Genomic DNA, 17953 nt, shown 5'->3' with positions numbered 1-17953 from the left:
TTTCTGTTACAAAATGCGCAGGGCCTATGTTATGAGGGGAAATTGTTTTTTTTAGATTTTCTTCGCATGTTTATCTATTGGAAATTCGTAACTTTGTGCCCTAAACAGGGAATTATTATAGTAATTACTAAAATATTATAGCAATGTCAGAGTCAAAGAGAATAAAAACGGCCTTGGTATCGGTATATCACAAGGACGGTTTGGATGCGATCATTCGTCGTTTGGCGGAAGAAGGTGTAGAATTTTTGTCGACAGGCGGTACACGTCATTTTATTGAGAGTTTGGGATATTCTTGTCATGCAGTAGAAGATCTGACCGGATACCCTTCTATTCTGGGCGGTCGTGTTAAGACACTTCATCCGAAAGTTTTCGGTGGTATTTTGTGCCGTCGCGAACTGGAAGAGGATCGTCAGCAGGTGACTAAATATGAAATTCCTGAAATTGACCTGGTGATTGTCGACCTTTATCCGTTTGAAGATACCGTTGCTTCGGGAGCCGATGCTCAGTCTATCATCGAAAAGATTGATATAGGTGGTATCTCGTTGATTCGTGCCGCTGCAAAGAACTTCAATGATGTTGTTATCGTAGCAAGCAAGGCTCAGTACAAGCCGTTCCTCGACATCATTACAGAAAACGGCGCCGTTACTACACGTGAAGAACGTCGCTGGTTTGCAAAGGAAGCTTTTGCCGTATCTTCTCATTATGACTCGGCTATCTTCGGATGGTTCGACGGAGGCGAAGATTCTGCTTTCCGTTATGCAGCTGAACAGCCGAAGGTGTTGCGCTATGGTGAAAATCCTCATCAGAAAGGTGTTTTCTTCGGAGATCTGGACAAGATGTTTGAACAGATTCATGGAAAGGAAATCTCTTACAACAATCTGCTCGACATCAATGCGGCTGTCGACTTGATTGATGAATTCAAGGGTGAAACCACATTCGCTATCCTGAAGCATAACAATGCTTGCGGACTGGCTTCTCGTCCGGTATTGGTTGATGCATGGCGTGCGGCACTGGCTGGCGATCCTGTTTCTGCTTTCGGAGGTGTGCTGGTGACAAATGCGGTAGTAGACCGTGCTACTGCTGAAGAAATTAACAATTTGTTCTTCGAAGTAATCATCGCTCCCGATTACGATGTAGATGCTTTGCAGATTCTTACCCAGAAGAAGAACCGCATTATCTTGGTCCGCAAAGATGCTGAAACTCCGAAAAAACAGTTCCGCTCTTTGCTGAACGGTGTATTGGTGCAGGATCGTGACTTGAAGACTGAAACTCGTGAAGACCTGAAACAGGTTTCCGAAAAGGCTCCTTCGGATGCTGAAATAGAGGATATGCTGTTCGCCAACAAGATTGTAAAGCAGAGCAAGAGCAATGCTATCGTGCTGGCTAAAGGCAAACAATTGGTTGCCAGCGGTGTAGGACAGACTTCGCGTGTGGATGCTTTGAAACAGGCTATCGAAAAGGCTAAATCGTTCGGATTCGACCTGAACGGAGCGGTAATGGCAAGCGATGCTTTCTTCCCCTTCCCCGACTGTGTGGAACTTGCCGATAAGGAAGGTATCAAAGCTGTTATCCAGCCGGGTGGATCGGTGAAGGACGATCTGACATTCCAGTACTGCAATGCGCACGGTGTGGCTATGGTGGTGACTGGAGTGCGTCATTTTAAACACTAAAATAACTGGATAATCAATGAAGAGTGATTCTTCGTTCATTATTTAAAAAAGATTCTTCAATAGGAAAATTATGGGATTATTCTCTTTTACACAAGAAATAGCAATGGATCTTGGAACTGCCAATACGATTATATTGAGCAATGACAAGATTGTGGTAGATGAACCTTCAGTGGTGGCACTCGACCGCCGTACCGACAAGATGATTGCCGTGGGCGAACGTGCCAAGCTGATGTATGAAAAGGAAAACCCAAACATCCGTACCGTTCGTCCGTTGCGTGATGGCGTGATTGCCGACTTTAACGCGTGCGAACAGATGATGCGTGGTTTAATTAAGAAGGTAAATACGGGACACCGCTTGTTTACTCCTTCACTCCGTATGGTTATCGGTGTGCCTTCAGGTTCTACCGAGGTTGAGTTAAGAGCGGTGCGCGACAGCGCTGAGCATGCTGGTGGACGTGATGTCTATCTGATTTTTGAACCGATGGCTGCTGCTATCGGTATCGGACTGGATGTGGAAGCTCCCGAGGGTAACATGATTGTTGATATAGGTGGTGGTTCTACTGAAATTGCTGTCATTTCATTGGGAGGTATCGTTTCGAATAACTCTATCCGTATTGCCGGGGATGATCTGACTGCCGATATTCAGGAGTATATGAGCCGTCAGCATAATGTAAAGGTCAGTGAACGTATGGCCGAACGTATTAAGATTCATGTAGGTGCTGCCCTGACCGATTTGGGTGAGGAAGCTCCGGAAGATTATATCGTACGTGGACCAAATCGTATCACGGCATTGCCTATGGAGGTTCCGGTTTGCTATCAGGAGATTGCTCACTGCCTGGAAAAGAGCATTGCTAAGATAGAAACAGCTATCCTGAGTGCATTGGAAAATACACCTCCAGAACTGTATGCTGATATCGTAAGCAACGGTATTTATCTGGCTGGTGGCGGCGCGCTGCTGCGTGGACTTGACAAACGTCTGACTGATAAGATCAATATTCCGTTCCATATTGCAGAAGACCCTCTGTTGAGTGTTGCCAAAGGAACGGGTATTGCATTGAAGAATGTCGATCGTTTCTCATTCTTGATGAGATAAAATATACTTGTGCCTTCGGGCATTTGTGAAAATTGCGGAGCCTTTTTTATAATGGCTCCGCATTAATCTTGATATTTTTCTTCTCCGAAGTTGTAGGTATGCGAAATCTGCTGAACTTTTTATTGAAATATGACTACTGGTTGCTCTTCGTCTTGCTGGAGATTGTAAGCTTCATTTTGCTGTTTCGCTTCAACAGCTATCAGGGAAGTGTATTTTTTACTTCCGCCAATCGTGTTGCTGGCAGCGTTTATGAGGTGGCAAGTGAGATAACCTCTTATTTCGGGTTACACAAGGTTAACCGTGATCTGGTACGCCGTAATGTGGAACTGGAATTACAGGTGGAATCGTTGAGTAAAGCTTTAAAGAACTATACGCGCGACACTACGGATGTAGAAAAACAGATGTATACGGATGTGCTGGCTGATTATTCTATTTATCCGGCTGAGGTGGTGAATAACAGCGTGACACATGTGGATAACTATATCACAATCAATAAGGGCTCTGTTGACAGTATTCGTACCGAAATGGGAGTAGTGAGCGGAAATGGGGTAGTCGGCATTGTATATCAGACTTCGGCTCATTACGCTATTATATTGCCGGTATTGAATTCTAAAAGCAGTATCAGTTGCAAGATTCAACGGACGGATTATTTCGGATCGCTGAAATGGAACGGTGGTTCTTCACTTTATGCATGGCTGAAAGATATTCCCCGACATTCAGAATTTTCGCTGGGTGATACGGTGGTAACCAGCGGACATAGTGCCGTCTTCCCGGAAGGAATTCCTGTTGGGGTAGTCGATGATATGGCAGATAGTCATGATGGATTGTCGTATGTGCTGAAGATCAAACTGTTTACTGATTTCGCGCGTTTGAACGATGTGAATGTGATAGCTTCTCGTGCACGGACGGAACAGGCTGTGCTCGAAGATAATATAAAATAAAGGATATGGTATTGTTCTTACATAGATTGGTATGGTTTGTCTTTCTGGTACTGCTTCAGGTACTGGTATTGAATCATGTGCATATCCTGGGCTATGCAACTCCTATGCTTTATGTCTATTATATATTGGTGTTGAATGCCGAGATACCTCGCAAGTCGTTGCTCTTGCAGGCTTTTTTCCTGGGACTGTGCGTGGATATATTCAGTAATACACCGGGCATGAATGCTGCTGCTGCCACTATGATGGCGTTTGCTCGTCGTCCTCTGCTGCGGATGCAGATGCTTCGCGATGTGACGGACGATTATATACCGGGTATCCGTTCAATGGGATTTTATCCTTTTTTCCGGTATGTATTAAGTGGAACGGTCGTGTTTATGGTGACTTTGCAAATAATTGATGCTTTTACTTTTTTCCGCATGAGTGAACTATTGTGGAAGATTGTAACAGATACGCTAATGACGGTAGTGGGTGTTATCTGTATAGACACTATAAGGAGGAAGAAATAGTGGATCGGAATTATAAGCTGTCAAAAAGAAGATATGTCATAGGTGGTGTCGTCCTGACGGTAGTTGCTCTTTTTATTATTCGCTTGTTTGCCTTGCAGATATTGAATGATGACTACCGGAAGAATGCCGACAGCAATGCATTTCTGAAAAAAATTCAATATCCGAGCCGGGGCGTGATATACGACCGTACCGGAAAGTTGCTGGTTTATAATCAGCCGGCTTACGACATAACGGTTGTCATGAAAGAAATTACCTCGCTGGATACTGCCGATTTGTGCAGTACACTGCGGATAACGCCCGAGTTTGTACGCCGTAAGTTTCACGACATGAAGGACCGGCGTTTGAATCCCGGATATTCTCCATATACCAATCAGGTCTTTCTGACTCAGCTCTCTGCTGAGGATTGTGGTATCTTTCAGGAAAAACTTTTTAAGTTTCCCGGCTTTTACATACAGCGGCGTACTATCCGGCAGTATAATTATAATGCGGGGGCGCACATCTTAGGTGATATTGCCGAAGTTTCCAAGCAGGAGATGGAGGATGATGACTATTATCTTCCGGGTGATTTCATCGGAAAGCTGGGAGTTGAGCGTTCGTATGAGAAACAACTTAGGGGAGAAAAAGGGGTGGAAGTCCTGCTTCGCGATGCACACGGACGTATACAGGGGAATTATATGGATGGAAAGTTCGATAAGGCACCTGTACCGGGAAAGAACTTGACGCTGAGTCTGGATATTGAACTTCAAATGTTGGGCGAGAGATTGCTGGAAGGTAAAATTGGCAGTATTGTAGCTATTGAGCCCTCTACGGGTGAAGTGCTTTGTCTGGTATCATCACCTACTTACGATCCCAGTCTGATGATTGGCCGTAGCCGAGGCAAGAATCACATCGAGCTGTCGAAAGATCCGTGGAAGCCTTTGCTGAACCGTGCAATCATGGGAACGTATCCACCGGGATCTACGTTTAAGACCACTCAGGCCTTGACCTTTCTGCAGGAGGGTATCATTACTCCGGGTACAATGTATCCGTGTAGCGGAGGATTTTCGTACCGGGGACTTCATGTCGGTTGTCACTCTCATCCGTCTCCTTTGGCTTTGATACCTGCTATCGCTACTTCTTGTAACGGATATTTCTGCTGGGGATTGTTTCATATGATTGGAGCCCGTCAGAAATATGGTTCCGTGCAGAAAGCCATGAATACATGGCGCGATTATATGGTATCTATGGGATTCGGTTATCAGTTGGGTATTGACTTGCCGGGTGAAAAGCGTGGTATGATCCCTAACGCACAATATTATGACAAGGCATATCGCCGTTCGTGGAATGGTTTGACCATCATCAGTATTGCAATCGGTCAGGGAGAGGTTACGGCTACGCCTTTGCAGATTGCCAATTTGGGAGCAACCATTGCTAATCGGGGATATTTTGTAACTCCTCATGTCGTGAAGGAAGTAGAAGGAGAAGCGCTTGATTCGATGTATGTGACCCGACGTTATACGAAAGTAGAAAAAAGCCATTACGACGAAGTTGTGCAAGGTATGCGTGCGGCTGTATTGGGAGGTACGTGTAGTTTGGCAAATATTCCGGAACTGGAGGTCTGTGGTAAAACTGGTACGGCACAGAATCATGGGAAAGACCACTCTGCATTTATGGGATTTGCTCCGATGAATAATCCGAAAATAGCCATTGCCGTTTATGTAGAGAATGGTGGATGGGGTGCTACATACGGAGTACCTATCGGGCGACTGATGATAGAAAAATATTTGACCGGGAAGCTGACCGAAGCAGATGAGGCATTGGCTACCGATATTCAAAACCGTAGAATTGATTATGGCTTACAGGAAAGATAGTTTATGGAAAACGGTTGACTGGTGGACGATAGCTCTTTATTTCGTCTTGATCGTATGTGGCTGGTTCAGCGTATGCGGAGCCAGTTATGATTACGGTGATCCGGATTTTCTGAACTTTACGACACGTGCTGGAAAACAGTTGATGTGGATTGGTTGTTCTTTCACATTAGGTTTTGTACTGCTGATGCTGGAAGATCGTTTGTATGATACATATGCTTATCTGATTTACGGAATCTTGTTGCTGTTGCTTTTCGGAACGATATTCAATCCGCATGAGATTAAGGGATCGCGTTCGTGGATTGTATTGGGCCCGGTTAGTTTGCAGCCTGCCGAGTTTGCCAAGTTTGCTACAGCACTGGCTTTGGCCAAGTATATGGGCGAATATACCTTTTCCATGGAACGGGGACGGAAGATGCTGGTTGCCCTTGCCATTATCCTTGTTCCGATGTTACTGATTATTTGCCAGAAAGAAACAGGTTCGGCTTTGGTCTATTTGTCATTCTTCCTTGTTCTGTATCGGGAAGGAATGACAGGGTCTATTTTGTTTGCCGGGGTATGTGCCGTAATTTATTTTATTGTCGGAATCCGTTTCAGTAATGAACTGATGGCCGATGGCTTTACTTCGTTGGGAGAATTTGCCGTATTGGGATTGATTGTACTTTTTACGTCATTGCTGGTAAAGGCATATTGTAAAAACAGCGAACGGGCGGTAATTTATATTCTGTCTTTTGGCATTGGTTCGATGTTGTTGGGGTGGCTGTTCTCTTTGTACGTCATACCGTTTAATGTCGTTTATTTGCAAGGTGTAGTATGTGGAGCCCTATGTATTTATTTGGTTTATTTATTTCTGCATGAGCGCATTCGCAACTATCTGTATATATTGGTTTTTGCAATAGGTTCGGTAGGATTTCTTTTCTCTGCCGATTATGTGTTCAATGAAGTGCTTGAACCTCATCAGCAGATACGTATTAAAGTATTGTTAGGAATGGAAGATGATCCTACAGGTGCTGGTTATAATGTAAACCAGAGTAAGATAGCTATTGGCTCGGGAGGATTTCTGGGAAAAGGATTTCTGAACGGTACTCAGACCAAATTGAAGTATGTACCGGAGCAGGATACCGACTTTATCTTTTGTACCGTAGGAGAGGAGCAGGGCTTTGTAGGCTCCTCTATCGTGATTTTGCTGTTTGCCGCATTGATATGGCGGTTAATCTACCTTGCTGAGCGGCAAAGCACGCGTTTCGGAAGGGTATATGGCTATAGTGTGTTAAGTATCTTTTTCTTCCACTTGTTTGTTAATATTGGAATGGTTCTCGGACTGACTCCTGTTATTGGTATTCCTCTTCCTTTCTTCAGTTACGGAGGTTCTTCGCTTTGGGGATTTACCATTTTACTGTTTGTCTTTCTGCGTATTGACGCTGCCCGTGAAAGTTGATAGACGCATACCTACATCACTGATTCCCTTCAGCGATTTGTCGCGCATAATATGAACTATTTGCAGCATGCTGTCGGCTGTCGAGAGATAGATCGGTTCATTGGCAGTAAAGGTAAACTGGTATAAGTTTCCCGATGTGCCTTTTCCTTTCCAGTTTCCCCACTTGTCAGCCAGTTTCAAATGTAATGTGTCTGGGCGTTTGTCGGGAGTGAGCGGGTAAAGTACTTCCAGCCATATATCCTGATATGGATAGTTTTCTGTATGTCTTAATCCTATTTCCAGACTATAATGATGTCTGGTTAGTTGTGATGGTAGGGTATATTTCAAGGTATCTTGTTTAGGCCATCCATTTTCACTTAGGTTCTGGTAAGTATGGTAGACGGTATCATCATTGCAGGCCGCCAGGGAGAATAATAAGATTAATATTCCCCCCGCGGTGCGGATATATGATGAAGTTTTTAGTGTGGTCATGCTATTTCATTGTTGTTTTTTCGTACCTGCCGGCGTGGACGGTTAGGTTGTCTGTTGCCTCCTTCCGGCTGCTGTTGCTGGGTACGTGCTTCCGGCTGGTTAGGCTGTTGTTTGTTGTCGGCTGGACGCGGAGTGTTTCCTTGTTTTTTCCCTTCCGGCTGCTGTTGCTGGGCACGTACCTCCGGCTGGTTAGGTTGTTGTTTGTTGTCGGCCGGACGGGGAGCGTTTCCTTGTTTTTTCCCTTCCGGCAGCTGTTGCTGGGCACGTACCTCCGGCTGGTTAGGTTGTTGTTTGTTGTCGGCTGGACGCGGAGCATTTCCTTGCTTCTGAGGACGATTTCCTCTGTCATTCCGGCGTTTTTCTCCCTGACGGTCTTCTTTCCGTCTTTCTTTTCCGTTGGTTGTAGGGATATTTGCAGAAGCTGCTGTATTATTTTCTCCCTTTACCTGATTCTCAACCTTTTCCTGATTAGGCATATCCTTGTTGGGTAGAAGCTTCTGAGCATTGTTATCCTGTTGTACATTAGCCTGACGAGCCTCTCCGTTTCTTTTTTTCTTTCGGTTCTTATTATTCCGGCTTTTATCGAAACGGGTTACACTTTCCTGTTCCAGCAAATCTTTCGGACGTGCTGGCTCATGCATCCCATTGTCATTTAATTTTTCAGGCTTTTCACCACGACGGTTCATGTTGATTACTTCGAAGGCACGACGTGCAGTAAGAGTAACTTCGTTGGCAAGGAAACTCTTGTCGGTAGAATAAATGATTTCTCCTTTCAGAATATCAGCCTTGAAATAATAGTACGTCGCATCCATTGTTTCGAGTGTAATCTCTTTGCTGGGAAGTCGTTTCTGGCATTCTACGTAGGCATCTACTTCGTAGTTGAGGCAACATTTCAGCTTGGCACATTGTCCTGCCAGCTTTTGAGGATTTAACGAAATATCCTGATAGCGTGCGGCCCCTGTAGATACAGAAATGAAGTTTGTCATCCATGTAGCGCAACACAGTTCCCGTCCGCAAGGACCGATACCGCCGATGCGTCCTGCTTCCTGACGGGCACCGATCTGTTTCATTTCGATGCGCACGCGGAAAGCTTCGGCCAGTACTTTGATAAGCTGACGGAAGTCTACTCGTTCATCAGCGATATAATAGAAGATAGCCTTGTTTCCGTCGCCCTGATACTCCACATCGCCAATTTTCATTTGCAGTCCCAGTTCGGCAGCAATCTGGCGTGAACGAATCATTGTAGCATGTTCACGGCTTTTAGCTTCCTCATATTTTTCCATATCCACCGGTTTTGCCTTGCGGTATACACGGCGTATTTCAGCATCCGGCTTTATATTAGCCTTGCGCATCTGTAACGGTACAAGGCGTCCTGTCAGCGTTACAGTACCTATATCATGCCCCGGGCTGGCTTCTACGGCTACGATGTCACCTTTTTCCAGTTTCAGGTGATTGCTGTTCTTGAAATATCCTTTCCGGGTATTTTTGAACTGTACTTCCACCATATCCTGTTCTTCGCTGTTGCCCGGTATATCTGCCAGCCAGTCGTAGGTATTCAGTTTATTATCTTGTCTTCCGCAGCCCTTGCAACACAATGAGCCACTTCCGTTTTTCAGTATAAATTTGTTCATAGTTTCAATTCTTTAGTAGTACAATCATTTTCAGGGCGAAATCGAAGAATACGAATTTAGGGTTTACATTCTGTTCGATATGTCGTCCGGCTTCCTCCAGCTCATCCATGATACCCATGACGTTTCTTTCGTTGACGAAAGGAGCAAATCGAGAAGCAAATTGAGCTTCTTCACGTCCCAGAAAATTCATTTCCGAACAGTGGAAGTTATATATAAAGTTTTCCCGTATCATGCGCTGGCAGTATGCCAGTAGATTTTTCTGTCGTTCTCTGCCTAATGCAGCAACTTGTTCACTCCAGGCTTTCATCTCCTTTAAGCGTCGTGCGTAAGCCAGTCGCATCAGCGAAGTGAACAATTCGAAGAAGAGGCGGTTCTCTTCTCCCAGATGTATGTTTTCTATTGCCCGCAATACACTTCCCGCAGATAGGTGTGCGATATCGGCTGCATCGTCCGGCTGGAGCATGTATCGTGTACGTAATAGTCCGGCTATGTCATCCTCACTCAATGGAGGCAGATTGAAGCGCTGCATACGGCTGGTCAGGGTAGGCAGGATATTTTCAGGTGCTTCACTCACCAGTAAGAACAAGGTATAGGCGGGCGGCTCTTCAAGTAGTTTTAGTAACTTGTTTCCGCATTCTGCATTCATCTTTTCCGGAAGCCATACAATCATGATTTTATAACCTCCCTCTCCCGCTTTCAGAGAAAGTTTCCGTTGAATTTCATCACTCTCGCGTACAAAAATCTGTGCCTGTTGGTTTTCTGCTCCCATGCGTGCCAGCCAGTTGGCAAGCGAAAAATAAGGCGAATCGATAATCTGCTGTCGCCATACATCAATGAAATCGTCGGATACGGTGTCGCGTCCGGCTTTTTTCTTGATGACCGGAAAAGCAAAATGAACGTCGGGATGTATCAGTTTGTTCATTTTTATACACGAAGGACATTTACCGCAGGCGTCTTCTTCACCCGGATTTTCGCAACACAGATAGCGTGCCAGTGCCAATGCCAGTGGTAATTTGCCTGTACCTTCTGCACCACAGAACAGTATAGCGTGTGGCACTCGTCCCTCGTGAACGAGTGTCAGTAAATGGCGTTTCGCCTCATTTTGTCCTATGACGTCTTTAAAAAACACGGTTAATAAATTTCTTTTGCTACGCGGCGTACGCTTTCTGTAGCTCCAACGGTATAAAAATGAATGCTGGGAACACCGTGAGCTATCAGTTCGCGGCACTGGTTAATACACCATTCCACTCCCAGTTGACGGGCTTCTTCGTCCGTCTGGCATTTTAAGGCTTCCACAGCCAGCTCCTGAGGTAAGTCTACTTTAAATGTTTTGGGGATGACAGACAACTGAGACAGTTTGCTGAACGGTTTGATTCCCGGAATGATAGGAATGTCAATTCCTTCTTGACGCACACGGTCTACAAAATCGAAGAACTTGCGGTTGTCGTAAAATAACTGTGTTACGGCATATTCCGCTCCCGCTTCGACCTTTTTTTTCAGCCAGTAGATATCCTGTTCCATGTTAGGAGCTTCTTCGTGCTTCTCCGGATAGCAGGCAACTCCATAGCTGAACGGTCGTACTGGTGCTTTGATCGGTGAACCATCGACAAACACTCCACGGTTGAAGTCATTGATTTGCTGTTCCAGTTCTACGGCGTGTGCATAGCCTCCTGGCTCGGGAGTAAAGACTTGTTCGTGTTTAGCCTTGTCGCCGCGTAAAATCAGCAGGTCGGTAATGCCCAAGAACTGCAGGTCCAGTAGTACATATTCGGTATCCTCACGTGTAAATCCGCTACATAGAATATGCGGCACTACCGTGATATTATACTTGTTCTGTATGGCTGCTGCCACTGCTACCGTACCCGGACGGCGACGGATTCGCTTACGTTCATATAGCCCGTTGCCCAGTTCGCGGTAAACATACTCGCTACGGTGCGTAGTTATGTTAATATATTTCGGGTCGAATTCGCGTAAGGAATCGATGGTTTCGTATAATTTTTCTATCCCTGTGCCTTTTAATGGAGGAAGTATCTCGAATGAAAAGGCAGTCTTTTCAGGTGATTTGATTAAGTCAATTACTCTCATTTCACTATTTTTGCGCCTTGTTAAGGGGTTACATATTTGGCAAAAATAAGAAAAATATTGTACTTAACGGGAGAATGTTTCTTAAAAAATTTAATTTGGTTGCCGATACATCAGAGCACGGGGGTAAACAGATGAGCGAACCATCCGACAAAGCGTTTCCACGGCGTTCGTTTCTTGTAAACCTCCTTGGTCATAATCGTACTGTTTTGCTTGTCGGCACTGAATATGTCAGTCAACTGTGAGGTTATCGGAAGGTCGAATACAAAAGCATTTATCTCGTAGTCATATCTCAGGCTGCGGCTGTTCAGGTTTGTACTTCCTACCGTACAGAAGCGCTCGTCTACCATCATAACCTTCGAATGGTGAAATCCTCCGTTGTAAACATAAATATGGGCTCCCTTTTTTCTCAGCTGATTGGCGAGATAGAATGCTGCATCGGGGGTAAAGCTGATATCCGACTTACCGGGAATCATAATTTCTACTCTGACTCCACGGTCGACGGCTCTTTCGATTGCACGGCGTATGCTGGCAGTGGGAGTAAAGTATGGATTAATGATTTGTATCTTTCGTTCTGCTGTATTGATGGCTGCAATGTAGGCGTGCCTCATTGCTTCCGGAGATATTTTCGGAACTCGTTGTACAATAGCTACCTGATGACCGGCATGTACGGGTGCTGCATTCAGAGAATCTTTTCCAAAAGGGAAAAATTCATCACCTTCTATATGCTGTTTGGTTTCTTTGTTCCACATGGTAAGAAAAGCCTGTTGCAGTTTTTCCACGGCAGGTCCTTTGATGCGGATATGCATATCTCTCCAGGCTCCGATTTTGGGCAGTCCATTGATATAATAGTCTGCAATATTCATACCTCCCGTATATCCGACCTTTCCGTCTATTACAACGATTTTCTGGTGGTCGCGGCTTGCGGCATGATTTACGTATGGAAATGTTATCGGGTCGAATGTGACGATTTCTATACCTTCCTTACTTAGTTTTTTGAGCAATCTTTTTCGAAGTGGGCGGTTGTTCGACATGTTTCCAAAAGCATCGAACATGGCTCTGACCTTTACTCCCTCTTTAACTTTCAGTGCGAGCAGGTCGAAAAGTGCATTTCCGATGGAATCATTTCTGAAATTAAAATATTCCAGATGAATGTGATGCTTTGCCTTTTTGATTTCTTCAAAAAGGTCATTGAACTTTTCTCTTCCGCTTGGTAAAAGTTTCAGTTCATTATTGTTGATGATTTCTACGTTCTGCTCACGCAGATATCTTGCAAACAGAGAATCGGCAGGCAGGTATTCGGCTATTGTATCCTCTTCTGCCACATATGATTGTGATTGTGCATATCCGGGTACGCCGAATTTCACAATCAATAGGATTAAACAAAAAAATATTTTGTGAAATCTGTAGTCATTCATGCATCGATAGTTTTTGTGAGGTGCAAAAATATGGATTTTAATTAAGAATTAATAATGACTATGCCAGCTTTTCTGCAAATAGTTACTATTTGACTGTAAAATCAGATGAAAAGACCGTTTCTTGCAATCTGTTGTAAGATTTGAAAGTGTATGATTATATAGTCATAATATCTAACCTTATACGACTTTGTATGTGTAATAAAAATTGAGAAGAAAGTTGTTAGATACATATTTACTGAGAATAATTACGTTTGGTATCTTTACAAAGTAAGAGTAGATTATTAAAATTTTCTATAATTTTGTAATAAAGAAAATACGTATTTGTGAGATATACCTAAAATGAAAATTAGATGAAAAACTTGCCTTTGTTGATCTGTTTATGGTTATTTGCTGTAGTACAGCTTAATGCTCAGACTTCTTCATTGGATCGTTTGTTGTTGAGTCTGGATACTATTTTAATACATAGTGAGGATTATGCGAAAGAAAAAGAGATGAAGATAAAGCAACTTCGTATGCGTAAGGTTCCTTCTAATTTAGAAGAAAAATTCTGGTTCAATAAAATGTTTTATGATGAATATTATGTGTATAATGCCGATACAGCAATGGTGTATGTAGTAGATAATATTCGTATTGCCCAGCAACTTAATAAGTCGGAATGGGAGCAGGAGTGGAGGTTGAACCGGGTTTTCTTGTTGGTCGCTACCGGATTATTGTATGAAGCAGAAACCGAGTTGAAGCAGATTGATGAAAACCGTTTGCCTTCGGATTTGCGCTTGCAGTATTATGACCGTAAGATTTATTTATATTCTCATTTAAGTCAATATGTAGGAAAGCCTGAATATGCCAAAATCTATTATGAGGATGAAATAAAGCTCAAGGAAGAAGCTCAAAAGATGGTCAATACAGGAACCCCTTTTTATTATTGGTTTAAGGCCATGTTTTATCGGGATTTCCCTGATTCGATGGAATATGATACATTGAAAACCCAGTTAAAAGCAATTGTTGAACACTCTTCATTGAATACCCGTATGGATGCGATGAATTCGTACGTATTGGCACGTATGTACATGAACGAAGGAGATGAAGATAATTACATGCGTTATCTGATTTATTCTTCCATTGCTGACGTGCGCATCTGTAATCGGGATATAGCGTCGATGGAAGAGTTATCGTCCTTACTCTATAAACGTAATGATATCGACAGAGGGTATACCTACATTAATTATTGTTTGCAGATGGCGCTTAAATATCCCAACAGAGTGCGTGTGGTAGGAATTTCTACTGTCTTGGATAAATTACATCAGGCCTACCAGGAACGAAATATTTTACAGGAAAAGCGGCTGAAGAATTTTCTTTATACGGTGAGTATTCTGTCGGTCGTATTGCTGGTGGCAGTGTGTCTGATTTATATTCAGTTCAGGAAGTTGGCAAAGTCAAAAGCTCAGCAGCATGAAACCAATAAATTGTTGAATTCACATGTGGAAGAATTGTCGGAAGCCTATAAGATGCTGGCCAATGTCAATGAAGAACTAAGTCGTGTAAATGAACAATTGAAGTCTACCAATAATCAGTTACTGGAAGCAAACTATGTAAAAGAAGAATACATTGGCTACGTTTTTTCCATTTGTTCCAGTTACATCAGTAAACTGGAAGAATACCGTAAAAATGTCAATCGTAAGTTAAAGACCGGACAAGTGGAAGAGTTGAAATCATGGTCTGCCAGTACCAGTATTGTTCAGAGTGAGCTAAAAGAGTTCTATCATAGTTTCGATGCTATTTTCTTACATGTTTATCCCGATTTTGTCGATGATTTTAATGCTTTGCTTCGTCCAGAAGAAAGAGTTGTATTGAAAGATGGAGAACTGCTGAATACTGAACTGCGTATTTACGCACTTGTTCGTTTGGGTATTAATGATAGTGTGAAAATTGCTGAGTTTCTCCATTGTTCTCCCCAGACCGTTTATAATAACCGACTGAGAACACGAAATAAAGCTGTCATTCCGAAAGAAAATTTTGCGGAAGTGGTACGTTCACTTGGGAAAATGCAACGGTAATACCTGTTGAATTTTCTTCTTTTAGTCTGAAGAAGTTTACCTCTTGTATAATTTACCTACTTGAAAATCAGCGTTCTTCTCTTGTTTCCCTTTACTTGTGCTTTTTACCGAGTCATACACGGTGATATTTCTGATTTTAATTTTGCCGCAGAGATTCAAACCGTAATGTTAACTTTAAAAACAGATTTATGAGCACAAGAGTAAATCAATCGCAAGCTGTGAGATATGTTGTGGCTGTCTGGGGCTTGCTGTTTTTCTTCTCATTCAGTCTGTATGCACAGAAGCTGAATGTGACAGGAAATGTAAAGGATGCTACTGGTGAAACAATTATTGGAGCCAGTGTCCTGGTGAAAGGAACGACCAACGGAACCATTACTGATTTCGATGGAAATTTTAGTCTCTCCGATGTTGACCAAGGTAGTGTTATCGAAGTTTCTTATATCGGTTATACTACTCAGTCCATAACCGTTAAGGATGCTTCTCCTCTAAAGGTCATTTTAAAGGAAGATGCCGAAACATTGGAAGAGGTCGTGGTGGTAGGATATGGAGTTCAGAAGAAAGCCAATCTTACGGGAGCTGTGACTTCCATGAAAAGTGATGAACTGATCAAGTCGCGTGCGGCCAATGCGACGACGGCACTTGTAGGTCAGATGCCGGGATTGATTTCCAAACAGGCTAAGGGAGAACCAGGTGCCGATGATGCCAATATTTATATTCGTGGTATTGCTACCTTTCAGGGAGATACATCACCGGCCTATATTATCGATGGTATCGAACGTTCTGCTTCCGATTTTGCCCGTATGGATCCGAACGATATTGAGTCCATTAATGTTTTGAAGGATGCGGCTTCGGCAGCTATCTTTGGTATGCGTGGTGCCAATGGCGTCATTGTGATTACTACCAAGCGAGGAAATACCGGAAAGGCGTCCATTAAGTATTCGGGAAGTGTTTCCATACAGAGCCCTACCAAACTTCCTGAATTTGCCAATTCGTATGATTATGCCCGTCTGTCAAACCAGTATTTCGGTCGTGAGTTGTATACACAAGAAGCTATCCAGAAATACCTCGATGGTTCCGATCCGGAACTTTATCCAAATACCAATTGGTATGATGAGATGCTGACCAAGAACGCTATCCAGAATCAGCATAATATTTCTATCTCGGGTGGCTCAGAAAAAATCAATTACTATGTAAGTTTAGGTTATCTGAATCAGGGAGGTCTGTGGGATGATTTGAACTATCGTCGTTATAACCTGAGAAGTAACATCGATGCACAGATTACCAGTACTACCCGTTTGGGAGTAGACATTTCCGGTCGTCTGGAAAATTCCCTGAATTCGGGAAGTAGCGAAGGCGTGTTCCAACAACTGGTACGAAATACGCCGGTTCTGTTATGCCGCTATCCAGACGGAACGTTTGCCGTGCCCGATGCGACTCATCCCAATGTAGTGGCTTCCAACCAGCCGGGTGGCAGTTACAGCAAAGGAAATACTTTTGTGGTAGATGCCAGAGTACAACTCGAACAAAAACTCGATTTTATCACAGAAGGTCTGTCGGCTAAAGGTGTGATGTCTTATAGTAAAAATACCTACGACAATAAAGCATGGAGTGTTTCTCCTTATGTTTATTCAAAAGATGCCGACGGAGAGTATGTTCTGAAACCTCGTTCTAGTGCAAGTCTGGGGCTGACTCAGAATAACAGTAACTATCAGGAATATCAGTTGCAGTTAAATTATGACCGTTCATTCGGCAACCATAATGTTACGGCCATGGCGATGGTACTGGCCCGTAAGGGATTTACAGCCAATTCGTATATGCAGCGTAATTCTTTTGATTCGGAAATCTTGGATCAGATCAATGCTGGTAATACCGAAGGACAGACCATGAGTGCTGTCGACAGTGAAACAGCCCGCGCAAGTTATATGGCACGTATCAATTACAACTACGCTTCCAAGTACCTCGTAGAATTTAATATTCGTCGTGATGGTTCTGAAAACTTTGCTCCTGATAAGCGCTGGGGTACCTTTGCTTCTGCATCTTTGGGATGGGTTGTTTCGGAAGAGCCTTTCTTCCAGTCGTTGAAAAATACAGTCGATTTTCTGAAGGTACGTGCTTCCTACGGTACACTGGGTAACGATAATACCGGTGGTGTTTCATTCCCGTATTACAGCCGCTTCGAATTATATGGCAGCGATGTAATGGCGAGCAATGGATTTATGAATAACTTGGGTGATTATGCTTTCGGTGATTTGGTGACGAAAGGTCTTGTTCCCGGTGCTATTGCTAATCCACTTGCTACATGGGAGAAATCGAATAAAGCGAATGTTGCCATTGATGCAACTTTGTTTAGCAAGCTCAACTTTACAGTCGATTTCTTTACAGAAAGAAGAACCAATATTCTTACCCAACGTACATCAGAGATTCCTTCTTCATTTGGAGGTACCTTACCGTTGGAAAACTTGGGGGTTGTAGACAATAAAGGTATCGATCTTTCTATCAATTACCATAATACGATTGGAAAAGTAATGTACTCGGTAGGTGGAAACTTCACTTTTGCCCGTAACAAGATAATCGAAATGGCAGAAGCGGAAGGCACTTCCGAGCTGATGAGAAAGACCGGACGCTCAATTAATGGATATTATGGTTACAAGACAGACGGTATTTTCCAGTCACAGGAAGAAATAGACAATTATGCAAAGCAGGAAGTAGCTGGAGCTGGTTATGTTACCCAAGTGGGTGATATCAAATATGTGGATGTCGATGGTAACGGGGTAGTTAATTCCGACGATATGACGTATTTAG

At 43.4% G+C, this 17953-nt stretch carries 13 protein-coding genes; 8 read left to right on the top strand and 5 right to left on the bottom strand.

Annotation, left to right across the window (positions count from 1 at the left end):
- Positions 1-143 precede the first annotated feature (143 nt).
- The 6 genes from purH to rodA all read left to right on the top strand — a co-directional run bounded on the left by purH (position 144) and on the right by rodA (position 7495).
- Positions 144-1670 (top strand): bifunctional phosphoribosylaminoimidazolecarboxamide formyltransferase/IMP cyclohydrolase, encoded by a 1527-nt coding sequence (gene purH / locus WKT12_RS12070; RefSeq protein WP_021970130.1) that lies wholly within the window; start codon positions 144-146, stop codon positions 1668-1670.
- Positions 1671-1740: 70 nt separating this feature from the next.
- Entirely contained in the window at positions 1741-2763 is a 1023-nt protein-coding gene (locus WKT12_RS12065) for a rod shape-determining protein (RefSeq protein ID WP_340319843.1), read from the top strand.
- 98 nt (positions 2764-2861) lie between these two features.
- Positions 2862-3704, top strand: a complete 843-nt coding sequence (gene mreC, locus WKT12_RS12060) for a rod shape-determining protein MreC (RefSeq protein ID WP_021970128.1) — start codon at positions 2862-2864, stop codon at positions 3702-3704.
- Between the two features lie 5 nt (positions 3705-3709).
- The gene (gene mreD, locus WKT12_RS12055; protein ID WP_021970127.1) at positions 3710-4210 is read left to right on the top strand and encodes a rod shape-determining protein MreD; all 501 of its coding nucleotides are present in this window, start codon (positions 3710-3712) and stop codon (positions 4208-4210) included.
- Positions 4210-6060 (top strand): penicillin-binding protein 2, encoded by a 1851-nt coding sequence (mrdA, locus tag WKT12_RS12050; RefSeq protein WP_340319841.1) that lies wholly within the window; start codon positions 4210-4212, stop codon positions 6058-6060. The genes mreD and mrdA overlap by 1 nt, the downstream gene beginning before the upstream one ends.
- Positions 6041-7495, top strand: a complete 1455-nt coding sequence (rodA, locus tag WKT12_RS12045) for a rod shape-determining protein RodA (protein ID WP_021970125.1) — start codon at positions 6041-6043, stop codon at positions 7493-7495. Before mrdA ends, rodA begins: the two co-directional genes overlap by 20 nt.
- On the opposite strand, the gene WKT12_RS12040 is transcribed toward rodA, so the two are convergent.
- The 5 genes from WKT12_RS12040 to cls all read right to left on the bottom strand — a co-directional run bounded on the left by WKT12_RS12040 (position 7451) and on the right by cls (position 13097).
- Complete coding sequence (locus WKT12_RS12040) at positions 7451-7966, bottom strand: gliding motility lipoprotein GldH (RefSeq protein WP_340319840.1); 516 nt, start codon at positions 7964-7966, stop codon at positions 7451-7453. The two genes, rodA and WKT12_RS12040, sit on opposite strands and share 45 nt — an antisense overlap.
- A complete protein-coding gene (ricT, locus tag WKT12_RS12035; protein ID WP_340319839.1) occupies positions 7963-9597 on the bottom strand; it encodes a regulatory iron-sulfur-containing complex subunit RicT in 1635 nt (544 codons plus the stop codon). Before ricT ends, WKT12_RS12040 begins: the two co-directional genes overlap by 4 nt.
- Before the next feature lie 4 nt (positions 9598-9601).
- Complete coding sequence (locus WKT12_RS12030; protein WP_021970122.1) at positions 9602-10726, bottom strand: DNA polymerase III subunit; 1125 nt, start codon at positions 10724-10726, stop codon at positions 9602-9604.
- A 2-nt stretch (positions 10727-10728) separates the two neighbouring features.
- Positions 10729-11682, bottom strand: a complete 954-nt coding sequence (metF, locus tag WKT12_RS12025) for a methylenetetrahydrofolate reductase [NAD(P)H] (RefSeq protein WP_340319838.1) — start codon at positions 11680-11682, stop codon at positions 10729-10731.
- A gap of 110 nt (positions 11683-11792) precedes the next feature.
- Positions 11793-13097, bottom strand: a complete 1305-nt coding sequence (gene cls, locus WKT12_RS12020) for a cardiolipin synthase (RefSeq protein WP_340319837.1) — start codon at positions 13095-13097, stop codon at positions 11793-11795.
- 350 nt (positions 13098-13447) lie between these two features.
- On the opposite strand from cls, the gene WKT12_RS12015 reads away from it, so the two are divergent.
- Together WKT12_RS12015 and WKT12_RS12010 are read left to right on the top strand one after the other, a co-directional pair.
- The gene (locus WKT12_RS12015; RefSeq protein WP_340319836.1) at positions 13448-15151 is read left to right on the top strand and encodes a DUF6377 domain-containing protein; all 1704 of its coding nucleotides are present in this window, start codon (positions 13448-13450) and stop codon (positions 15149-15151) included.
- A 188-nt stretch (positions 15152-15339) separates the two neighbouring features.
- A partial coding sequence (locus WKT12_RS12010) for a SusC/RagA family TonB-linked outer membrane protein (protein ID WP_340319835.1) occupies positions 15340-17953 on the top strand: 2614 nt, incomplete at its 3' end.

Origin of the sequence: Phocaeicola sp. HCN-6420, from assembly GCF_037890145.1 — a bacterium.
Taxonomy (GTDB): domain Bacteria; phylum Bacteroidota; class Bacteroidia; order Bacteroidales; family Bacteroidaceae; genus Phocaeicola.
Note: the sequence above shows the minus strand (reverse complement) of the source record. Positions and strands in the feature narration are given on the sequence as shown.

Excerpts from the sequence above, each read along its gene's own strand:
- purH (WP_021970130.1), top strand. The coding sequence starts at position 144 with ATGTCAGAGTCAAAGAGAATAAAAACGGCCTTGGTATCGGTATATCAC.
- WKT12_RS12065 (WP_340319843.1), top strand. The coding sequence starts at position 1,741 with ATGGGATTATTCTCTTTTACACAAGAAATAGCAATGGATCTTGGAACT.
- mreC (WP_021970128.1), top strand. The coding sequence starts at position 2,862 with ATGCGAAATCTGCTGAACTTTTTATTGAAATATGACTACTGGTTGCTC.
- mreD (WP_021970127.1), top strand. The coding sequence starts at position 3,710 with ATGGTATTGTTCTTACATAGATTGGTATGGTTTGTCTTTCTGGTACTG.
- rodA (WP_021970125.1), top strand. The coding sequence starts at position 6,041 with ATGGCTTACAGGAAAGATAGTTTATGGAAAACGGTTGACTGGTGGACG.
- WKT12_RS12040 (WP_340319840.1), bottom strand. The coding sequence starts at position 7,966 with ATGACCACACTAAAAACTTCATCATATATCCGCACCGCGGGGGGAATA.
- ricT (WP_340319839.1), bottom strand. The coding sequence starts at position 9,597 with ATGAACAAATTTATACTGAAAAACGGAAGTGGCTCATTGTGTTGCAAG.
- metF (WP_340319838.1), bottom strand. The coding sequence starts at position 11,682 with ATGAGAGTAATTGACTTAATCAAATCACCTGAAAAGACTGCCTTTTCA.
- cls (WP_340319837.1), bottom strand. The coding sequence starts at position 13,097 with ATGAATGACTACAGATTTCACAAAATATTTTTTTGTTTAATCCTATTG.
- WKT12_RS12015 (WP_340319836.1), top strand. The coding sequence starts at position 13,448 with ATGAAAAACTTGCCTTTGTTGATCTGTTTATGGTTATTTGCTGTAGTA.